Below are 19,205 nucleotides of genomic sequence, written 5' to 3' on the forward strand. Positions count from 1 at the left end.
CCGCAGCAGCCGCCGCACCGGCCGCGGGCGCCGTCCGGCCCGGCGCTCCGCCGGGGGCTCGGCGGGCAGCGGCAGCCCGTCCAGCCCGACGCCGCGCCGCGGAACGAGCCGCTTGAGGTAGTCGTCGTGCAGGCCGGGGGTGTACCAGGGTTTGAGCGGCGGCAGTGCGGTGCCGCGCAGCGCCGCGTACCGGTCCCGCGCCTCCCGGTAGGGGTCCTGGCCGGTCAGCCCGTTCTGCTCGGCCCAGCCCGGGGCCACGGCCGGCAGCCGGCCCTCGTCCAGCTCCTGCCAGGAGGTGAGCAGGCCGGAGGAGACGAAGAAGTGGTTCCCGTGCGCCTCGCGGATGCCGTAGTCGGTGAGGATGCCGGTGGGGATGCCGCGGTGGATGGCCTCCATGGCGGCCGTGGAGGAGACCGTGACCAGCAGGTCGGTGCGGTCCAGGACCTGGCCCATCTCGCCGTACAGCAGCCGCAGGTTGGGCGGCGGGTCGGCCAGCTGCCCGAACAGCTCCTCGTAGGAGTAGGCCTCCGGGTGGGTGACGCCCTCGCCGGGCCGGTTGCGCAGCTTGATCAGCACCTCCCGCCCGGGGTGCAGCCGGGCGTGCCGGGCCGCCTTGTGCAGGATGCTGACCCGCTCCTCGCGGGTGGCCGGCACCGAGGGCTGCACCGCGAAGCAGACGGTGAACGGGCGTCCCTCGCGCTCCCAGGCGCCGGGCTCGTACCGCTTGCCGCCCAGGAACGGCAGGGCGCTCTCCACCACCACCTTGGGGTCGGCGCCCACGCCCGCGTAGATGTCGCGGAACATCTCGGCGTCGGCGGCGCTGTTGGCCAGCACGATGTCCGCGCCGACCCGCAGCACGGCACCGTCCACGGCGTTCTCGTAGACCACGCCGACATAGCCGGTGACCACCACCGGGCGGCGCTCGCGCCCCTTCCAGGCGGTGCCCAGGGCGTGCAGCATGGCCAGCACGCTGCCGCCGGTGACGCCCAGCACCAGCAGGTCCGCCTCGGGCAGCTCCGGGTCCTCGAGCAGTTCCAGCAGGCTCACCACCCTGCTGGTGTCCGGCACCACGCCGACCTCGTCGATCTGGCGCTGCGAGGGCATGGACCCGGTCTGCATGAACCGGGCGTCGATGGCGTGGTCCGGCGCGATCTGCCGGGTGGTCATCGCGGCCCACTTCCAGCGGCTGTCGGAGTCGGCGAATACGACGGCGCGTGGCCTGGCGCTTCCCATGCGTTGAGTGTCCTTCACTGGGACCCCGGTTCGGTCCCCGGTTGCGGTGCTGTGACGGAGCCGAGAGGCCCTCGGGACCGGGCCGCGGCGCGGCCCCGGCCCGGGGCCGCCGCGTCGGGCGGCCGGCGCCGAAGTGCTGACCCCCGTGGATATCCCCCGTGCGCTACGCGGTGCTGTCCACCGCGTGAACCCACGGTGTCGCACAGGTGGTGCCCGGGTCAACGGGGCAGGTGGGAGCGGGCGCGGCGGGCCGCCCGCCGGACCGGCGTTCACCGGCCGGTCAGGAAATCGTCCGTCCGGTCCTGACTTCGTCGCGGCGGGGCAACAGCCCGCCGCCGGGCCTGGCCGCGGCCTCCGGCGGGCTGCTCCCATGGAGTCGCCGGGCCGGCACGGGGGGCCCGGCGACGCGTCCGGAAGGGGAGAGATCGGGATGAGAGCGCAGCGGACCGGGAGCCGGGGACGGCGCACGACGGCGATCACGGGGGCCGTCGCCGCGGCGGTACTGGCGCTGGGCGGACTGACCGCCTGCGAGGAGCCGCTGCCGCCGGACGCGGGCGAGGGCTCGTCGCAGCAGCCGGACACCGGCGACGGTGACGGCGCCACCGACGGTGGGGACGGCGGCGCCGAGGGGGACGGCGGCGGCGACACCGGCGGCGGGGAGGAGGCACCGGCCGAGGCCGACGAGGGCTTCCTGGCCGCGGGGGAGACACACGTCCACCCCAACGGTCTGGAGGTCACCCTCTCCGCCGCCGAGCCCTACACCCCGGGCGAGTACGCCGAGTACACCGGGCGGCCGCACAAGACCACGGTGACGGTCACCAACAACGGCACCGAGGAGACCGAGATCATCTTCCTGTTCTCCGCCCGGGCGGGCGACGCGGGGGTGGAGGCGCCGGAGATCTTCGACAGCGAGCTGACCGCCGAGCCGCGGGGCACCCTCAAGCCGGGCCGCACATTCACCGGCGAGGTGGCCTTCGACGTCCCGGAGGGCGCGGGCTTCATCGACGTCACGGTGGACCCGCTGGACATCGACCTCGATCCGGCCTACTGGAATCTCCGGCTCTGATCCGGCCCGCCGGCCGGCACGGCGCCCGGCACGGCACGGCCCGGACCGGCACCTGCCGGTCCGCACGGCGGCGTCCGGGTGTCCCGCGGGGGTGGGCACCGGGCGCCGCCGCTGCGCGTGCCCGCGCCCGGCCCCGGCGTACGGGCCGGGCCGGCGTACGGGCCGGCTCCGCCTCGGGGAGGACGGAGCACGACCCGCGGGGGACGCCCGGGAAGCCGTTCGCGGCAGGTCGTACCGGTTTGCCGTAGCCCGGGTTGCACCTGCCCCTGCGTCAGCCCCCATCCTTCGGGAGGAGGCCCCTTAGGGGACGGTGCGACTTTCTGCGGACGTCTCCGCCGCCGGGTTCGTTCTCCGGGGCGACGACCGGTACGGCCGCCGCTCCCTACCTTCGGGGGTAGGAATCCGATCAGAATCTAGGAGCCAGTTGTGACCACGGCGGTAGCGGAACCGGGTACCGGGGGCGGCGGAGGGACGGCCGTTGCCGCGCGCGCCGAGCGCGTGACCAAGGCGTACGGGGAGGGCGCGACCAAGGTCGTCGCACTCGACGAGGTGAGCATCGAGATCGCGCGCGGGGCCTTCACCGCGATCATGGGGCCGTCCGGTTCCGGCAAGTCCACCCTCATGCACTGCCTGGCCGGTCTGGACAGCGTGACCGCCGGCCGGGTCTGGATCGGCAGCACCGAGCTGACCGGGCTGAAGGAGAAGAAGCTCACCCAGCTCCGGCGGGACAACGTCGGCTTCGTCTTCCAGTCCTTCAACCTGCTGCCCACGCTGAACGCGATCGAGAACATCACGCTCCCCATGGACATCGCCGGCCGCAAGCCGGACCCGAAGTGGCTGGAGCACGTGATCACCACGGTGGGCCTGGCGGACCGGCTCAAGCACCGGCCGTCCGAGCTCTCCGGCGGCCAGCAGCAGCGTGTGGCCGTGGCCCGCGCCCTGGCCGGCAAGCCGGAGATCATGTTCGGCGACGAGCCCACCGGCAACCTGGACTCCCGCGCCGGCGCGGAGATCCTCGGCTTCCTGCGCCGCTCCGTGGACGAGCTGGGCCAGACCGTGGTGATGGTCACCCACGACCCGGTGGCCGCCGCGTACGCGGACCGCGTGGTCTTCCTGGCCGACGGGCGGATCGTGGACGAGATGGCCGACCCCACCGCCGACAAGGTGCTGGACCGGATGCGCGGCTTCGACTCCCAGGGGCGGACCTCATGAGCGTGCTGCGCACGTCCATGCGCAATTTCGTGGCGCACAAGGGACGCATGGTCCTGTCCGGGCTGGCGGTGCTGCTGTCCGTGGCCTTCGTCTGCGGCACGCTCGTCTTCACCGCCACCATGCAGGCCACGTTCGACCGGCTGTTCACCGAGAGCGCCTCGAACGTGATGATCAGCGCGGCCGACCGGGAGGCCGACGGCAGCTTCGACAACGTCGACCTGACCGGCCGCCCGGTCACCCTGCCGGCCTCGGCGGCCGAGCGGCTCGGCGGGCTGGACGGCGTCTCGGACGTCACCGGCATCGTGGCCTCGCAGTCCATCGTGGCCGTGGACTCCGAGAACGAGAACATCGGCCCCACCACGGGCGCGCCCACCATCGGCGCGAGCTGGTCCGAGCTGGAGCTGCGGACCATGGAGGTGGTGGAGGGCGAGCCGCCCGCCGGCCCCGGCGAGACCATGATCGACAAGGACACCGCCGACGAGAAGGGCCTGGAGGTCGGCGAGCAGGTGCGGGTGCTGTCGGTCACCGGTGACCACGCGATGACCATCACCGGCATCGCCAAGTTCAAGGTCACCAACCCGGGCGCCGCCGTTCTGTACTTCGACCTGCCGACCGCCCAGCAGGTGCTGCTCGGGACCGGCGACGCCTACACCCAGATCGCCGTGGACGCCGCGGAGGGCGTCGGCGACACCGAGCTGAAGGAAGAGGTCGTCGCCGCGCTCGGCACGGAGGACTTCAAGATCCAGACCGCCGACGAGTACATCGAGGAGAACCGCAGCGAGCTCGCCGAGGTCTTCGGCTTCCTCCAGTGGATCCTGCTCGGCTTCGCCGGTATCGCGCTGCTCGTCGGCATCTTCCTGATCGTCAACACCTTCACCATGCTGGTCGCCCAGCGCACCCGGGAGATCGGGCTGATGCGGGCCATCGGTGCCAGCCGCAAGCAGGTCAACCGCTCGGTGATGCTGGAGGCGCTGCTGCTGGGCCTGGTCGGCTCGGTGCTGGGCTTCGCGGCCGGCCTGGGCATCGCGGTCGGCCTGATGACGCTGATGGGCGCCCTGGGCATGAACCTGTCCACCGACGACCTGACCGTCGGCCTCGCGGTGCCCGTCATCGGCATCGTGGTCGGTGTCACGGTCACCCTGCTGGCCGCGTGGTTCCCGGCCCGCCGGGCCGCCCGGGTCACCCCGATGGACGCGCTGCGCGACGCCGGCACCCCCGGCGATGTGCGGGCCGGCCGGGTCCGCACCGCCGTCGGCGGGGGGATGCTGGTGCTCGGCCTGGGGGCGCTGGTGCTGGCGGGCGGCGCCACCTCCGCCTCGGCCGGCGGCCTGTGGCTGGCGGTGGGGGTGGTGCTCACCCTGATCGGCCTGGTGCTGGCCGCCCCGGCGCTGGTGGGCCTGGTGCTCGGCGCGCTCAGCGCGGTGCTGCTGCGCGGCTTCGGCTCCATCGGGCGGATGGCGGAGCGCAACGCGCTGCGCAACCCGCGCCGCACCGGGGCCACCGCCTCGGCGCTGATGATCGGCCTGGCGCTGGTGGCCGGGCTGTCCGTGGTGGGCTCCTCCATGGTGGCCTCGGCGACCGACGAGATCGACGAGTCGCTGGGCGCGGACTACATCATCCAGACCTCCAACTGGATGCCGATCCTGCCGGAGGCCGCCGAGGCGGTGCGCTCCGCGGACGATCTGGCCGCGGTGGTCGGGGTCAGCGAGGTCGAGGGCACGGTCACCGGCCCGGAGGGCGCGGAGTTCGAACAGCGCCTGGCGCTGACCACTCCCGGCTACCCGGCCATGATGGACACCCCGGTGGTCGAGGGCAGCCTGTCCGAGGCGCTGGAGAGCGGCGGCATCGCGCTGCCCACGGACACCGCCGAGAAGCACGGCCTGGCCCTGGGCGACCAGCTCACCGTCCGGCTGCAGGACGCGGCCGGCCCGGCCACCGTCACCCTGCGGGCGATCACCGAGGAGCCGGCGTTCGACAACTCCGGCGCCTTCCTCGGCGAGGACACCGCCGCCTCGGTGCTGGAGCCGGAGCAGATGCCGCTGCCGTGGGGTCTGTTCGCGCTGGCCGAGGACGGCCGCACGGACCAGGCCCGGGCCTCCCTGGAGAGCGCGCTGGAGGCGTACCCGCAGATGGAGGTGCGCGACCAGGCGGACTTCAAGGAGCTGATCCAGCAGCAGGTCGGGCAGCTTCTCAACCTGGTCTACGGGCTGCTGGCGCTGGCCATCATCGTCGCCGTCCTGGGTGTGGTGAACACGCTGGCGCTGGCCGTGGTGGAGCGCACCCGGGAGATCGGGCTGATGCGGGCGATCGGCCTGGGCCGGCGCCAGCTCCGCCGGATGATCCGGCTGGAGTCGGTGGTGATCGCGCTGTTCGGCGCGGTGCTGGGCGTGGCCATGGGTCTGGCCTGGGGCGGGGCGGCGCAGCAGCTGCTGGCACTGGAGGGCATGGAGGTCCTGGAGATCCCGTGGCCGACGATCATCACGGTGTTCATCGGCTCCGCGGTGGTCGGCCTGCTGGCCGCGCTGGTCCCCGCCTTCCGCGCCGGCCGGATGAACATCCTCAACGCCATCGCGACCGAGTAACCGGGCGGACGAGCCGCACGGACGACCCCGGTTGTTCGAACGGCTTCGCGAACGGACCCGCCCCGGGCAGCCCCCGCCCGGGGCGGGTCCTTCCTCCGTCCGGGGTCCGTCCGGTCCTTCCGGCCGGCCGCAGCCTCCCGCTCCATTCGTTCGTGTGTTCGAAAACTCATTGCTTCCGCCCAGTTCAGGAGGCAGACTGTGGTCGTGCTGATACGCCGTGAGCTCCCGGGCGACGAGGCCGCGGTCGCGGCCGTCACCACCGCCGCTTTCGCCAAGCCCGGCAGTCCGCTGCCCGCCGAGACGACCCTGCTCGGCGAGCTGCGCAAGGACCCGGGCTGGCTGCCCCGCCTCTCCCTGGTCGCCGCCGACCCCTCCGACGGCACCGTCCTGGGCCATGTGGTCTGCACCCGCGGCCGGGTCGGCTCCACCCCCGTGCTCGGCCTCGGCCCGCTCAGCGTCCACCCCGACCACCAGGTGCGGGGCGTGGGATCGGCGCTGATGCACGCCGTGCTCGGCGCCGCCGACGCCCTGGACGAGCCCCTGGTGGCGCTGCTCGGCAGCCCCGGCTTCTACCGCCGCTTCGGCTTCCGCCCGGCCTCGGAGTTCGGCATCCTCGCCCCCGACCCGGCCTGGGGTGACTACTTCCAGATCCGCCGCCTGGCCGCCTGCCCCACCGTGCTGCGCGGCCCCTTCCACTACGCCGCCCCCTTCACCCGCCTCTAGCCGGGGTCAAGGGCCCCGCAGCCGGCGCTCCGCACGGCCGGGCGGGGCCCGGGAGGGGCCCGTGGCAGGCGGGGTTCCGCGGCCGGGGGCGTAGTCTGGAGAGAACCCGGCCCGCAGTGCGTGTCGGGCGCTTTGTGTGTTCGTTGTGTTCCGTGCCCAGCCCCCGCCCCGCCGGGCCCACCGGGCCGACTCAGCCACCGGGATGGAAACCATATGAGCCTGCACGGCCTGCTCGATGCCGTCGTGGAAGACGCCGCCCTCACCGAGGCCGTCCGGGCGGCGTCCGCCGGCCACCGTCACCATGTCGACCTGATCGGGCCGGGCGCCGCCCGGCCGTTCACGGTCGCCGCCCTGGCCCGCCGCACCGGCCGCCCGGTGCTGGCGGTCACCGCCACCGGGCGGGAGGCCGAGGACCTGGCCGCCGCGCTGCGCTCGCTGATGCCGCCGGACGGCGTGGTGGAGTTCCCGGCCTGGGAGACCCTGCCGCACGAGCGGCTCTCGCCGCGCGCCGACACCGTCGGCAGGCGGCTGGCCGTGCTGCGCCGCCTGGCCCACCCCAGCGCCGACGACCCGGGCGCCGGCCCGGTCTCGGTGGTCGTGGCCCCGGTCCGTTCGGTGCTCCAGCCGCAGGTCAAGGGGCTGGGTGAGCTGAAGCCGGTGGCGCTGCGCGCCGGGTCGAGGGCCGACCTCGGGGAGATCACCGAGGCGCTGGCGGCCGCCGCGTACAACCGGGTGGAACTGGTGGAGAAGCGCGGCGAGTTCGCCGTCCGCGGCGGCATCCTCGATGTCTTCCCGCCCACCGAGGAACACCCGCTGCGGGTGGAGTTCTGGGGCGACGACATCGAGGAGATCCGCTGGTTCAAGGTGGCGGACCAGCGCTCCCTGGAGGTGGCCGAGCACGGCCTGTGGGCGCCGCCGTGCCGGGAGCTGCTGCTCACCGAGGAGGTCAGGGAGCGGGCCGCGGCGCTGGCGGCGGTCCATCCCGAGCTGGCCGAGATGCTGGACAAGCTGGCCCAGGGCATCGCGGTGGAGGGCATGGAGTCGCTGGCCCCGGCCCTGGTGGACGACATGGAACTGCTGCTGGACGTGGTCCCCGAGGGCACCATGACCGTGGTCTGCGACCCGGAGCGGGTACGCACCCGGGCCGCCGACCTGGTGGCCACCAGCGCCGAGTTCCTGCAGGCGTCCTGGGCCGCCACGGCCGGCGGGGGCGAGGCCCCGGTCGATCTGGGCGCGGCCTCGCTGCGCTCGCTGGCCGAGGTCCGCGAGCACGCCCGTGAGCTGGGCATGCTGTGGTGGACGGTGTCGCCGTTCGCCAGCGCGGGCGAGGAGGACCGGGCGCCGGACGCCGGGGGCCCCGGCGCCGACACCCTGGAGCTGGGCCTGAAGGCACCGGAGAGCTACCGGGGCGACATCGCCCGCGCGCTGGCCGACACCAAGGGCTGGCTGGCCGACGGCTGGCGGGTGGTCTTCCTCACCGAGGGCCACGGTCCGGCCGCCCGCACCACCGAGGTGCTCACCGGCGAGGGAATCGCCGCCGGCCTGGAACCGCACCTGGACGGCGGGATCAGCCCCTCCGTGGTGCATGTGGCCTGCGGCGCGCTGGAGACCGGTTTCACCGCCCCGGCGCTCCGGCTGGCCGTGCTCACCGAGACCGACCTCACCGGCCAGAAGACCGCCGGCGGCGCCGGGACCCGGATGCCGGCCCGCCGCCGCAAGACCCTGGACCCGCTCTCCCTCCAGACCGGCGACTTCATCGTCCACGAGCAGCACGGCGTGGGCCGCTACATCGAGATGGTGCAGCGCACCGTGCAGGGCGCCACCCGCGAGTACCTGGTGGTGGAGTACGCCCCGGCCAGGCGCGGCCAGCCCGGCGACCGGCTGTTCGTGCCCACCGACCAGCTCGACCAGGTCACCCGCTACGTCGGCGGCGAGGCGCCCAGCCTGCACCGGCTCGGCGGCGCCGACTGGGCCAAGACCAAGGCCCGCGCCAAGAAGGCGGTCAAGGAGATCGCCGCCGACCTGATCCGGCTGTACTCGGCCCGGATGGCCGCCCCCGGCCACGCCTTCGGCCCCGACACCCCCTGGCAGCGGGAGCTGGAGGACGCCTTCCCCTACGCCGAGACCCCGGACCAGCTGACCACCATCGCCGAGGTCAAGGAGGACATGGAGAAGTCCGTCCCGATGGACCGGCTGATCTGCGGCGACGTCGGCTACGGCAAGACCGAGATCGCGGTCCGCGCGGCCTTCAAGGCGGTGCAGGAGGGCAAGCAGGTGGCGGTCCTGGTCCCCACCACCCTGCTGGTCAGGCAGCACTCCGAGACCTTCACCGAGCGCTACCGGCAGTTCCCGGTCCAGGTGCGGGCGCTGTCGAGGTTCCAGAGCGACGCCGAGGCCCAGCGGGTCCTGGAGGGACTCTCCGACGGCACGGTGGACGTGGTCATCGGCACCCACCGTCTCTTCTCCGGCGGCACCAGGTTCAAGAACCTGGGCCTGGTGATCATCGACGAGGAGCAGCGGTTCGGCGTCGAGCACAAGGAGCAGCTGAAGAAGCTGCGCGCCAATGTGGACGTGCTGACCATGTCGGCCACGCCCATCCCGCGCACCCTGGAGATGGCGGTCACCGGCATCCGCGAGATGTCGACCATCACCACCCCGCCCGAGGAGCGGCACCCGGTGCTGACCTTCGTCGGCCCGTACGACGAGAAGCAGATCGCCGCGGCCATCCGCCGCGAGCTGCTGCGCGAGGGCCAGGTGTTCTACATCCACAACCGGGTGGAGTCGATCGAGCGGGCCGCAGCCCGGCTGCGCCAGGCCGTGCCGGAGGCGCGGATCGCGGTCGCGCACGGCCAGATGTCGGAAACCGCCCTGGAGCGGGTGGTGGTGGACTTCTGGGAGAAGCGCTTCGACGTGCTGGTCTCCACCACCATCGTGGAGTCCGGCATCGACATCACCAACGCCAACACCCTGATCGTGGAGCGCGGCGACACCTTCGGCCTGTCCCAGCTGCACCAGCTTCGCGGCCGGGTCGGCCGGGGCCGGGAGCGCGGCTACGCCTACTTCCTGTACCCGCCGGAGAAGCCGCTCACCGAGACCGCGCACGAGCGGCTGGCCACCATCGCGCAGCACACCGAGATGGGCGCCGGCATGTATGTGGCCATGAAGGACCTGGAGATCCGGGGCGCGGGCAACCTGCTGGGCGCCGAGCAGTCCGGGCACATCGCGGGCGTCGGCTTCGACCTCTATGTCCGCATGGTCGGCGAGGCCGTCACCGAGTACCGGCAGACGCTGCAGGCGGGCGGCGAGGCGGCCGAGGAGCCGCCGCTGGAGGTCAAGATCGAGCTGCCGGTGGACGCGCACCTGCCGCACGACTACGCGCCCGGGGAGCGGCTGCGGCTCCAGGCCTACCGGGCCATCGCCGAGATCAACACCGAGCAGGACGTGCAGGCGGTCCGGGAGGAGCTGGCGGACCGTTACGGGCCGCTGCCCGAGCCGGTGGAGAACCTGCTGCTGGTCGCCGGGCTGCGGCTGCTGGCCCGCTCCTGCGGGGTCGCGGACATCACCCTCCAGGGCAGCAGAATCCGCTTCTCGCCGGTGGAGCTGCGCGAGTCCCAGGAGCTGCGGCTGAAGCGGCTCCACCCCGGCTCGGTGATCAAGCACGCCACCGGTCAGGTGCTGGTGCCCCGCCCGGCCACCGCGCGGGTCGGCGGCAAGCCGCTCACCGGACGTCAGCTGCTGGCGTGGACCGGTGAGTTCCTCACCGGCATCCTCGGCTGACCGGCGATTCCTTCGTATCTCAAGAGCATAACGGCGGTGCGGAGGGCCTGTCGGTGCGGCCCGGGAAGGGCTTGAATGCCTGCCCCGGGCCGCAACCGGGCGGCCCGGTCGCACAAAGGAGCGTGTGAGTGCAGGCAACCAGCCGAACCCCCGCCGCCGCCCGCCGGGACTCCCGCCGGACCGTGCTCCGCCGGACGGCGGTGACCGCCGCGGCGGCCGGCGCCCTCACCCTGGCCGGCGCCCTGCCCGCCGGGGCCATCAACTCCTACAACGCCGAGCCCGCGCCCGAACGCACCGAAGTGGGCGCCCTGGTCGTCCAGTGGGACAACGACGCCGACCCGTCGACCCCCGACCGCGTCCGCTGGGTCTGCTCGGGCACCATGATCGACCGGGACACCTTCCTCACCGCCGCGCACTGCACCACCGGCTGGCCGGAGGGCACCCGCTTCCATGTCTCCCTGGAGGAGGACGTGCAGGGCGCGCTGGACGCGGCCGCCGCCGCGCACCCGGGCGACGCCGACGCCGTCGCCGCGGCCGTGGCGGTCGAGGGCGAGGCGCACAGCCACCCCGGCTACCCGGGCACCTCGGCCGACTCCAAGGACATCGCGGTGGTCGAGCTCCCGGCGGACGAGCCGGCCGGCCGCTGGACCTTCACCCCGGCCACCCTGCCCGCGGCGGGGCAGCTGGGCGACGCCGGGCCCCAGGCGCTGAACGCGGCCGACTGGGTGGTGGCCGGCTACGGCACCCAGGAGGGGCAGACCGGCGCCCACGGCCACCCGGGCGGCGGCGTGCGGCTGAAGGCGCCGCTGACCTTCAACGCCCTCAACAAGACCTGGGTGCGGCTGTCCATGATCGAGGCGAACGGCAACGGCGGCGCCTGCTACGGCGACTCCGGCGGCCCCAACTTCGTCCTCCTCGGCGGCGAACGCCTCCTGGCCGGCACCACCATCACCGGCGATGTGCCCTGCTACGCCACCAATGTGGCCTACCGCCTGGACACCCCGGTGGCCCGGGCCTTCCTGGCGCCCTTCACCGACCTGCCCTGACCTCCCGCCGCCCCCGCCGCCCGGCCGCCCGGGCCGCCCGGCACGGGATGGGGCGGGGCGCACCGGCCCGTAGTGCGCCCCGCCCGCGGTCGGCCACCGCGGTCACTGCAGCACCCACTCCGCGCACCCCATGGTGCGGAGAAAGGTGCCCTCCCGGGTGGCGTCGATCCGGCCGGTGCCGTCGTCACTCACCACGCCCGGCTCGTCCAGGGTGGTCCACTCGTGCGAGGCATCGGTCATGGTCTGGAAGAAGCAGTCCCCGCCGTTGTCCGCGGAGACATAGACCCCCGGGGCGATGTCCACCCCGACCATCAGCACCCCGGCGTCGCCGGAGAACGACGTGGCCGGTTCGCCCTCCGGGTGCTCCGGCACCGCACGCCAGTCGCCGCATCCCTCGGTGGTGAAGGTGATGTCGCTCTCGTCGATGCGGACGTAGCTCGTGCCCACCGGGGCGTCACTGGCCACCGGGACATCCCCGCCGTTGTCCCGCCGCCAGAAGCAGTACCGGTTGCCGGTGGAGACGTACAGCCCGGGCCGGACATCGGTGCCGACCTCCAGCTGCCCGGCGTCCCCGCCGAACTCCGTGCGCGGGCCGGTGCCCCGGCCGCCGTCCTGCTCCGTGCCGTCCTCCTGCGTGCCGGAGCCCGCCGCCGAGGGCGCGCTCTCCTCGCAGGCGGTCAGCCCGCCGGCGGCGAACGCGGCGGCGGCCAGCGCGGCCAGTGCGGCCCGCCCGTGACGACCGGGGGTGTTCGGCAACACGCTCCCCTTCCGGATGATGATGGTTGCGCACTGCGACCATACGGATACTCTCCGCTTGCCGGAAGGGCTGACGGGTGTGTCCGGGGGCGCCAGGCGTGCCCCGGCGGCGTGCGGGCACGGCACGAGGCCCGGGGCGGGAGCCTCCGGGCCTCGCTTCCGGGGGAGCGGGGGAGCGGGGGAGCGGCGGTGGTGGCGGGAGCCGGGGTGCGTGCCGGTCCCGCCGGTCAGTCCTGCCTGACCCAGTCGTCGCAGTAGTTGCTGGTGAAGAAGGCGTCGCCCTCCTCGATGGTGACGATGGCCTGCCCGGAGGCGAAGTCGTTGTCCGCGATGGAGTCCAGCGAGCCGGACAGGTCGGTCAGCCGCTCCCAGTAGCACTCCTCCGCGTTCTCCGCGGACTTGTAGGTGCCCGGGGCGATGTCCACGCCCACCATGAAGGTGCCGCCGTTGCCCGGGATCTCGGTGGCCTGCTCCCCGGTGACGCCGTCCGGCACCGGGGTCCAGTCGCCGCAGTCCTCGGTGTCGAAGTAGACGTCGCTCTCCATGATCTGGACGTACGCCTGGCCCTCGACCGTGTCGTTGGCGATGATCGAGTCCAGCTCGTCCTCGCCGCCGTTGTTCCGCTCCCAGTAGCAGAAGTCGTTGCCCACCGACTTGTACAGGCCGGGCTGGATGTCGGTGCCGACCTCCAGGCGTCCGGCGCTGCCGTCGATCGCCTCCCCGCCGGCGCCGTCCTCGCCGGACTCGTCCGGCTCCTCGGACTGCTCGGACTGCTCGGGCCCGCCGCCGTCGCCGCCGGAGCCCTCGTCGGTCTGCTCCCCGCCGCCGGTGTCCTCTCCCTTGTCCTGCGAGGAGCCGTTGCCGGTGCTCTCCTCCTCGGGGGAGCAGGCGGTGAGCGTGCCCACGGCCAGGGTGGCGGCGGCCAGCCCGGCCAGGGCCAGCATCCGCTTCCGGGCGAAGCGGCGGCCCCGCGGGCGCTCGGCGGTCGGAACGGTGTTCGGAAGCTGCTCAGCCATGGCTGCGGTGTCCCCTCCCAGATGGAAAAACGGGTTCGCGATGTGTCCGTGTTGACCCGGCCTCTCCCGGGCCGGTGAGGTAATCACAGCATAGACTGTGAACTGAGTCAACAAGCTATCTGGTGGAGCGAGGGACTGGGCTGTGTATCGAAGGGGACTCGGAATACTGGGTGGTACTGATGCACACTGCTGGCTCAGCAGCACAGCGAGAGGAGCGCGCCGAGTGCCGGAACAGGAAGCGGAGGTCACCTCCGCCGGAATCGCCCGCCTGGCCGGTGTCGGCCGCGCCGCGGTCAGCAACTGGCGCCGGCGTCACGGGGACTTCCCCCGGCCGGTGGGCGGCACCCAGACCAGTCCCACCTTCGCGCTCCCCGAGATCGAGGAGTGGCTGCGCCGCAACGGCAAACTGGCCGAGGTACCGCTGCGGGAACGCCTGTGGCAGCTCGTCGAGGCCCGGGAGGGCGGCACCGCCGCGGGCGGCGGAGCCCTCGCCGCAACCCTCGCCCGGATCGGCGAACAACTCCTGGACCACGGCGGGCGCGCCCCCGAGGAGGCCGGCCCGATCGCCGCCACCGCCGCCGCGCTGGCCGAGGAGACCTCGCCCGCGGACGCCTTCGGCTTCCTCCTCGACCGCTACCTGGACACCGTCTCCCGGCAGCACAGTCCCACCCCGCCGGAGACCGCCGCGCTGATGGCGGCCCTCGCCGGACCGGCCGCCACCGTGCTCGACCCGGCCTGCGGCTCCGGCGCCCTGCTCGCCGCCGCCCGCGGCACCGAGGGCCGCGACCGGCCCGCCGAACTCCTCGGCCAGGACACCGACGGCCCGCTCGCCCGCCTCGCCGGACTGCGCCTGGCGCTGCGCGGCGGTTCCGCCGTCCGGGTCCGGACCGGCGACGCACTGCGCGCGGACGCCTTCCCCGACCGCAGCGTGGACGCGGTGCTCTGCCACCCCCCGTTCAACGAACGCCACTGGGGCCACGACGAACTGGCCTACGACCCCCGCTGGGAGTACGGGCTCCCGGCCCGCACCGAGTCCGAGCTCGCCTGGGTCCAGCACGCCCTGGCCCGGCTCCGCCCCGGCGGCACCGCGGTGCTGCTGATGCCCCCGGCCGCGGCCTCCCGCCGCACCGGCCGCCGCATCCGTGCGGCCCTGCTGCGCCGCGGCGCGCTGCGCGCCGTGATCGCCCTGCCGGCCGGCGCCGCCCCGCCGCACAGCCTGGCCCTGCACCTGTGGGTGCTGGTACGGCCCGGCGGCCCGGCCGCGCCCGATCCGCGGCTGCTGGTGGTGGACGCCGCCGGACCGCACCACCGCGCCGACGGCCGCCGCCCGGTGGACTGGCCCGCCCTGCAGCGGACCGTGCTGGACGCCTGGGCCGCCTTCGCCGACACCGGCGCCGCCGCCGCACGGGGCGGACAGGGCATCGACGTCCCCGGCGTGCGCCGCACCATCCCGGCCATCGACCTGCTGGACGAGGAGGTGGACCTGGCGCCGGCCCGCCATCTGCCGCCGCCCGCCGAGACCGCCGGCCCGGACGCCCTCGGCGAGGTGCGCGACCGGCTGCGCGAGAGCCTGCTGCGCACCCACGAGCTGACCCCGGCCCTCCCGGCCCTCCCGGCCCCCGCCGGGCCCGGCGGGGGGCAGGCGGCGGAGCCGGCGTCCGCCGCACCGGGCGGCTGGTCCACGGTCACCATCGCCGAACTGGCCCGCACCGGCGCCCTCCAGGTGCACACCGTCTCCGCCGACGAGACCCTGCCCGAGCCGCGCCCCGGCGACATCGTCGTCCCGCTGCTCGGCGACGGCACCGCCTTCGCCCAGGTCGTCACCGAGGCGAGCGCCGGCCGGCGGTCCGCCGCCCCCGGCGACCGCCACACCGGGCTGCTGCGCCCGGACCCGGCGGCGCTCGATCCCTGGTTCCTGGCCGGCTTCCTCCGCAACACCCGCAACACCCGCCAGGCCAGCAGCTACGCCTCCACCGCCTCCCGGATCGACCTGCGCCGCCTGAAGGTGCCCCGGCTGCCGCTGGAGACCCAGCGCGCCTACGGGCGCTGCTTCCGCGGACTGGCCGCCTTCGAGGCCGCGCTGGAGCACACCGTGGCGCTGGGCCGCCGCTATGTGCAGGGCGCGGTCGACGGCCTCACCGACGGCACCCTCCCGGCCCCCCGCCACGACTGACCACGGACCGCACCCGGCCGGGGCCGGACGGCCACCGAGCGGTCCGGCCACCGAGCCGTCCGGGCGCCGCGGGTCCGGGCGCCGCGCGGGCCGGGGAACCGGTGCGGTCACGTCCCGGCCACGGGGGCATGGGGCCGGGCCGGGGCGGGCTATTCTCATCCGGGCCGAGGGGTTTCCGGCCCCTGCCCGCAAGCGAGCCGCCACCCGCGACGGGGGAGACGGGGGAGAGAGGAGTGGCGATGTACGGCCCGGTTCCGTCCCATGCATCCGCACCGGCGGGGAAGAGCGGCGGCAGCGGACAGATCGTGGCCCGCGTCCTGTTCGCCACCTTCCCCCTGTGGTCCCTGGGCTTCCTCTCCTGGGTACCGTCGCTGCGCTTCGCCGTCCGCCGCGGCCGCCCGGCCGACTGGGCGGTGTTCTGCGGCTGGATCGCCCTCACCGTGATCTACGTCATCGTCTTCTGGCAGGTCCCGGCCGACCCCACCACCGAGACCGAGGAGACGCTCAGCGCTCTCGCCGGCGGATACGCCCTGTGCATNCAGCGCTCTCGCCGGCGGATACGCCCTGTGCATGATCGTCGGGGGTGTGGCCTACGCCCTGGCGGGCGGTGGCCCCTGGCGGCCCGCGCCGCCGCACCCGCCGCACCCGCCGTCCGGCGTGCTCCTGCCCGGTCCGGCGGACCCGGCGCATGCCCGGCCGTACGGTCCCGGTGCCCCCGGCCAGTACCCTCCGGGCCCGGGTCCGGCCGGGCCCGGAGGCCCCATGGCCCCCGGCCCGGCCACCGGCTACCCCACGCCCCCGCCCCGGCTCCCGTCGCACACCCCCGCCGGGCCCTCCCCGCGCATGCGGCAGGTCGCCGATGAGCTCGACGAACTGGGCGAGCTGCTCCGCAAGGAGGAGGACGACCGTTGAGCCCACGGCTGCTCGCCGGACGCTACGAACTCACCGAGCCGCTGGGCCGCGGCGGCATGGGCGAGGTCTGGGCCGGATCGGACACCGCGCTCGGCGGGCGCCGGATCGCGGTCAAGCTGCTGCACGCCGAACGCCTGGCCTCGCTCTCCGGCACCACCGATCCCGAGGAACTGCGCCGCCGCTTCCTGCGCGAGTGCCGGGCCACCGCCCGCATCGACCACCCCGGCCTGGTCGCGGTCTACGACGCGGGCGCCGAGGCCGACGAACTCTTCCTCGTCATGCAGCTGGTCGACGGCTGCGGTCTGGCCGACCACCTGGCCGAGCACGGCGAGCACACCCCGTACCCGGTGGCCTGGGCGCTCGCCGTGCTCGCCCAGCTCAGCTCCGTCCTGGTGGCGGTGCACGCCGCCGGGATCGTCCACCGGGACCTCAAGCCGGGCAATGTCATGGTCCGCCCGGACGGCCGGGTCACCGTGCTCGACCTGGGCATCGCCGCCGTCCGCGGCGACGAGGACACCAGCCTCACCCGCACCGGGACACTGATCGGCACCCCCGTCTACATGGCCCCGGAACAGGGCGTCGGCGAACCCCCGGTGGGCCCGCGCGCCGACCTGTACGCGCTGGGCGCCATCGGCTACGAACTCCTCACCGGCCGGCCCCCGTTCACCGCCCCCAACGCCGCCGGGCTGCTCTACAAGAAGCTGCACCACGACCCGGCCGCGCTGCGCAGCCTGCGCCCGGACGCCCCCGGCGAACTCGCCGCCCTGGTACACCGGCTGCTGGCCCGCGACCCGGCCGACCGTCCGGCGGACGCCCACCAGACCTACGCCGAGCTGATCGCCCTGCTGCCGCGGCACGGCCTGGCCGGCCCGGCCACCGGCCCGGCCCCGGACACCCCGCTGGACCCGGCCCGTCCGTTCCGCCACCCGATGGCCCCCTGGCCCCCGGCCGCCCGCTCCCGGCCCCCGGCACCCTCCCGGCCGGCCACCCCGCAGCCCGGCACGGGGACGCCCGCCACCACCGGCGGCCACGGCTACCCCGACCCGCGCACCCCGGCCGGCGGCATCCGCGGCGCCGGGCCCACCCTGAGCGCCACCCTGGACGAGGTGAAGCGGCTGCTCGCCGAGGGCCAGTACGCCCGGGTCGCGGACCTGCTCAGCAGCGCCCTGCCGATGGCCGCGGCCCGCTACGGCGAGACCTCCGCGGTGGTGCGCAGCCTGCGCAAGCAGTACGCGGCGACGCTGCTGGACACCGGCCAGTTCGCCCGCGCACTGCCGGAGATCCGCCGCCTGATCCAGGAGTTCACCGCCGAACGCGGCCCCTACGATCCCGTCGTGGCCCAGCTCCGCCAGGACGAACAGCACTGCCTCCGCCACCTCGGCAGCTACGCCTGACCGACCCGTCATCCCGCCCCCGGTGCCCGGCTCCGGCCCACGCCGGAACGGGACCCCGGTGGTGACGGCACGCACCGGGGAGTGAGCAGGCGCAGGCGAGCACAGAGGCTCCCCTGTCAGGATTTGAACCTGAACCTGTGGGACCAAAACCCATTGTGCTGCCGGATTACACCACAGGGGAAAGGCAGTCCACCCGCGTCCGTCGGGCGGCCTGCTCTCCACACTATGCCAGTCCGCCCGCCACTCCCGCGACGGCCGCCCGCCTCCACCGCCCGGCCGCCGCGGCCCGCGTCCGGCCGGTGTCCGGCGCGCCCGAAACCCCGCTGAAACCCGGTGGACCCTACCCGTAGTCTGGTGCCCATGAGGGAATCGGGGGCGGACCGCGACGACGGCGGAGCCCACCGCGGGCAGCCGCCGGCAGGGGTGTGGTGGTGGCCCCGGCGCCGCAGTGTGGTCCTCGACGCGCTGCTGGCCTTCCTGTCCGCTCTGGAGAGCGCGCTCCAGGGCATCGGGTTCGCCGGCCGTACCGGCCTGCCGGTCATCCCGGTGCTGATCGCCGGCGCGCTCGCCGGTGCCGTGCTGCTGCTGCGCCGCCAGTGGCCGGTCGCGGTGGTGCTGGTCGCCATCGCCGTGCTGCCCGCCTCCATGGGCGCGCTGATGGCCTTCATCGGGCTCTACACGCTGGCCACCTCGGACGCCCCGCGCCGGATCACCGCCTCGCTGGCCGGCATGGTCGGCATCGGCACCACGATCGTGGCCTACCTCAACCTCCAGCAGGACAACGGCTACCAGGAGCAGGCGCTGCCCGGCTGGTTCACCCTGCTGATCGCCGCCATGTTCGGCCTGATGCACGTGGTCCCGCCGGTGCTGTTCGGCATGTACGTGCGGGCCCGGCGGCGGCTGGTGGAGTCGCTGCGCGAACGGGCCGACGGCCTGGAGCGCGAGCTGGGCCTGCTGGCCGAGCGTGCCGAGGAGCGCGCCGAGTGGGCCCGGCGCGAGGAGCGGACCCGGATCGCCCGCGAGATGCACGACGTGGTGGCCCACCGGGTCTCGCTGATGGTGGTGCACTCCGCGGCCCTCCAGGCGGTGGCGCCCAAGGACCCGGAGAAGGCGGCCCGCAATGCCGCGCTGATCGGGGACATGGGCCGGCAGGCCCTGTCCGAGCTGCGCACCATGCTGGGCGTGCTGCGCAGCAACGACCGCACCCCGGCCCCGGCCGGGGCGGCGACCGCCGCCCGGCTGGCCGAGCTGGCGGCGTCGGTCCCGGCGGCCGGTGCCGAGGACGGTCCCGGCCCCGGCCCCGGTGCGGACCCCG

The 19,205-nt window shown here is 74.5% G+C and carries 13 protein-coding genes and 1 tRNA gene; 10 read left to right on the forward strand and 4 right to left on the reverse strand.

Translation table 11 applies throughout. The annotated features are described in order from the left end of the window. A partial coding sequence (locus GQS09_RS18835) for a DUF6716 putative glycosyltransferase (RefSeq protein ID WP_165987786.1) occupies window positions 1-1,233 on the reverse strand: 1,233 nt, incomplete at its 3' end. A 430-nt stretch (window positions 1,234-1,663) separates the two neighbouring features. On the opposite strand from GQS09_RS18835, the gene GQS09_RS18840 reads away from it, so the two are divergent. The 6 genes from GQS09_RS18840 to GQS09_RS18865 all read left to right on the forward strand — a co-directional run bounded on the left by GQS09_RS18840 (window position 1,664) and on the right by GQS09_RS18865 (window position 11,639). Continuing rightward, window positions 1,664-2,299: a DUF4352 domain-containing protein gene (locus GQS09_RS18840; RefSeq protein ID WP_165987788.1), complete on the forward strand. Its 636-nt coding sequence runs from the start codon at window positions 1,664-1,666 to the stop codon at window positions 2,297-2,299. Between the two features lie 426 nt (window positions 2,300-2,725). Next, window positions 2,726-3,511, forward strand: a complete 786-nt coding sequence (locus GQS09_RS18845; RefSeq protein ID WP_165987790.1) for an ABC transporter ATP-binding protein — start codon at window positions 2,726-2,728, stop codon at window positions 3,509-3,511. Then, window positions 3,508-6,093, forward strand: a complete 2,586-nt coding sequence (locus tag GQS09_RS18850; RefSeq protein ID WP_165987792.1) for an ABC transporter permease — start codon at window positions 3,508-3,510, stop codon at window positions 6,091-6,093. Before GQS09_RS18845 ends, GQS09_RS18850 begins: the two co-directional genes overlap by 4 nt. 204 nt (window positions 6,094-6,297) lie before the next feature. Then, window positions 6,298-6,816, forward strand: coding sequence for a GNAT family N-acetyltransferase (locus tag GQS09_RS18855; protein ID WP_165987793.1), 519 nt, complete (start codon window positions 6,298-6,300; stop codon window positions 6,814-6,816). Window positions 6,817-7,029: 213 nt separating this feature from the next. Continuing rightward, a complete protein-coding gene (mfd, locus tag GQS09_RS18860; protein ID WP_165987795.1) occupies window positions 7,030-10,593 on the forward strand; it encodes a transcription-repair coupling factor in 3,564 nt (1,187 codons plus the stop codon). A gap of 128 nt (window positions 10,594-10,721) precedes the next feature. After that, on the forward strand, window positions 10,722-11,639 hold the full coding sequence (locus GQS09_RS18865) for a trypsin-like serine protease (RefSeq protein ID WP_313896213.1): 918 nt from the start codon (window positions 10,722-10,724) through the stop codon (window positions 11,637-11,639). A 102-nt stretch (window positions 11,640-11,741) separates the two neighbouring features. Here the strand turns inward: GQS09_RS18865 and GQS09_RS18870 are convergent, their stop codons facing one another. Continuing rightward, window positions 11,742-12,395, reverse strand: a complete 654-nt coding sequence (locus GQS09_RS18870; RefSeq protein WP_165987797.1) for a hypothetical protein — start codon at window positions 12,393-12,395, stop codon at window positions 11,742-11,744. A gap of 227 nt (window positions 12,396-12,622) precedes the next feature. Continuing rightward, on the reverse strand, window positions 12,623-13,411 hold the full coding sequence (locus tag GQS09_RS18875; protein WP_165987798.1) for a hypothetical protein: 789 nt from the start codon (window positions 13,409-13,411) through the stop codon (window positions 12,623-12,625). A 223-nt stretch (window positions 13,412-13,634) separates the two neighbouring features. On the opposite strand from GQS09_RS18875, the gene GQS09_RS18880 reads away from it, so the two are divergent. From GQS09_RS18880 to GQS09_RS18890, 3 genes are all read left to right on the forward strand, one after another. After that, entirely contained in the window at window positions 13,635-15,584 is a 1,950-nt protein-coding gene (locus GQS09_RS18880; protein WP_165987800.1) for an N-6 DNA methylase, read from the forward strand. Window positions 15,585-16,346: 762 nt separating this feature from the next. Further along, window positions 16,347-16,496 carry a hypothetical protein gene (locus GQS09_RS18885; RefSeq protein ID WP_165987802.1) on the forward strand — a complete coding sequence of 50 codons (150 nt, stop codon included), beginning with the start codon at window positions 16,347-16,349 and terminating at the stop codon, window positions 16,494-16,496. Further along, window positions 16,493-17,890, forward strand: a complete 1,398-nt coding sequence (locus tag GQS09_RS18890) for a serine/threonine-protein kinase (protein WP_165987803.1) — start codon at window positions 16,493-16,495, stop codon at window positions 17,888-17,890. Before GQS09_RS18885 ends, GQS09_RS18890 begins: the two co-directional genes overlap by 4 nt. Window positions 17,891-17,998: 108 nt before the next feature. On the opposite strand, the gene GQS09_RS18895 is transcribed toward GQS09_RS18890, so the two are convergent. Next, window positions 17,999-18,071 (reverse strand) — tRNA-Gln (locus GQS09_RS18895). Between the two features lie 179 nt (window positions 18,072-18,250). Between GQS09_RS18895 and GQS09_RS18900 the strand changes: the two genes are divergently transcribed. Continuing rightward, the coding region (locus GQS09_RS18900; protein WP_207958009.1) for a sensor histidine kinase at window positions 18,251-19,205 on the forward strand (955 nt) is incomplete at its 3' end.

It is taken from the genome of Streptomyces sp. YIM 98790, assembly GCF_011421595.1.
GTDB lineage: Bacteria > Actinomycetota > Actinomycetes > Streptomycetales > Streptomycetaceae > Streptomyces.

Excerpts from the sequence above, each read along its gene's own strand:
- GQS09_RS18875 (WP_165987798.1), bottom strand. The coding sequence starts at position 13,411 with ATGGCTGAGCAGCTTCCGAACACCGTTCCGACCGCCGAGCGCCCGCGG.
- GQS09_RS18840 (WP_165987788.1), top strand. The coding sequence starts at position 1,664 with ATGAGAGCGCAGCGGACCGGGAGCCGGGGACGGCGCACGACGGCGATC.
- GQS09_RS18850 (WP_165987792.1), top strand. The coding sequence starts at position 3,508 with ATGAGCGTGCTGCGCACGTCCATGCGCAATTTCGTGGCGCACAAGGGA.
- mfd (WP_165987795.1), top strand. The coding sequence starts at position 7,030 with ATGAGCCTGCACGGCCTGCTCGATGCCGTCGTGGAAGACGCCGCCCTC.
- GQS09_RS18885 (WP_165987802.1), top strand. The coding sequence starts at position 16,347 with ATGGCCCCCGGCCCGGCCACCGGCTACCCCACGCCCCCGCCCCGGCTC.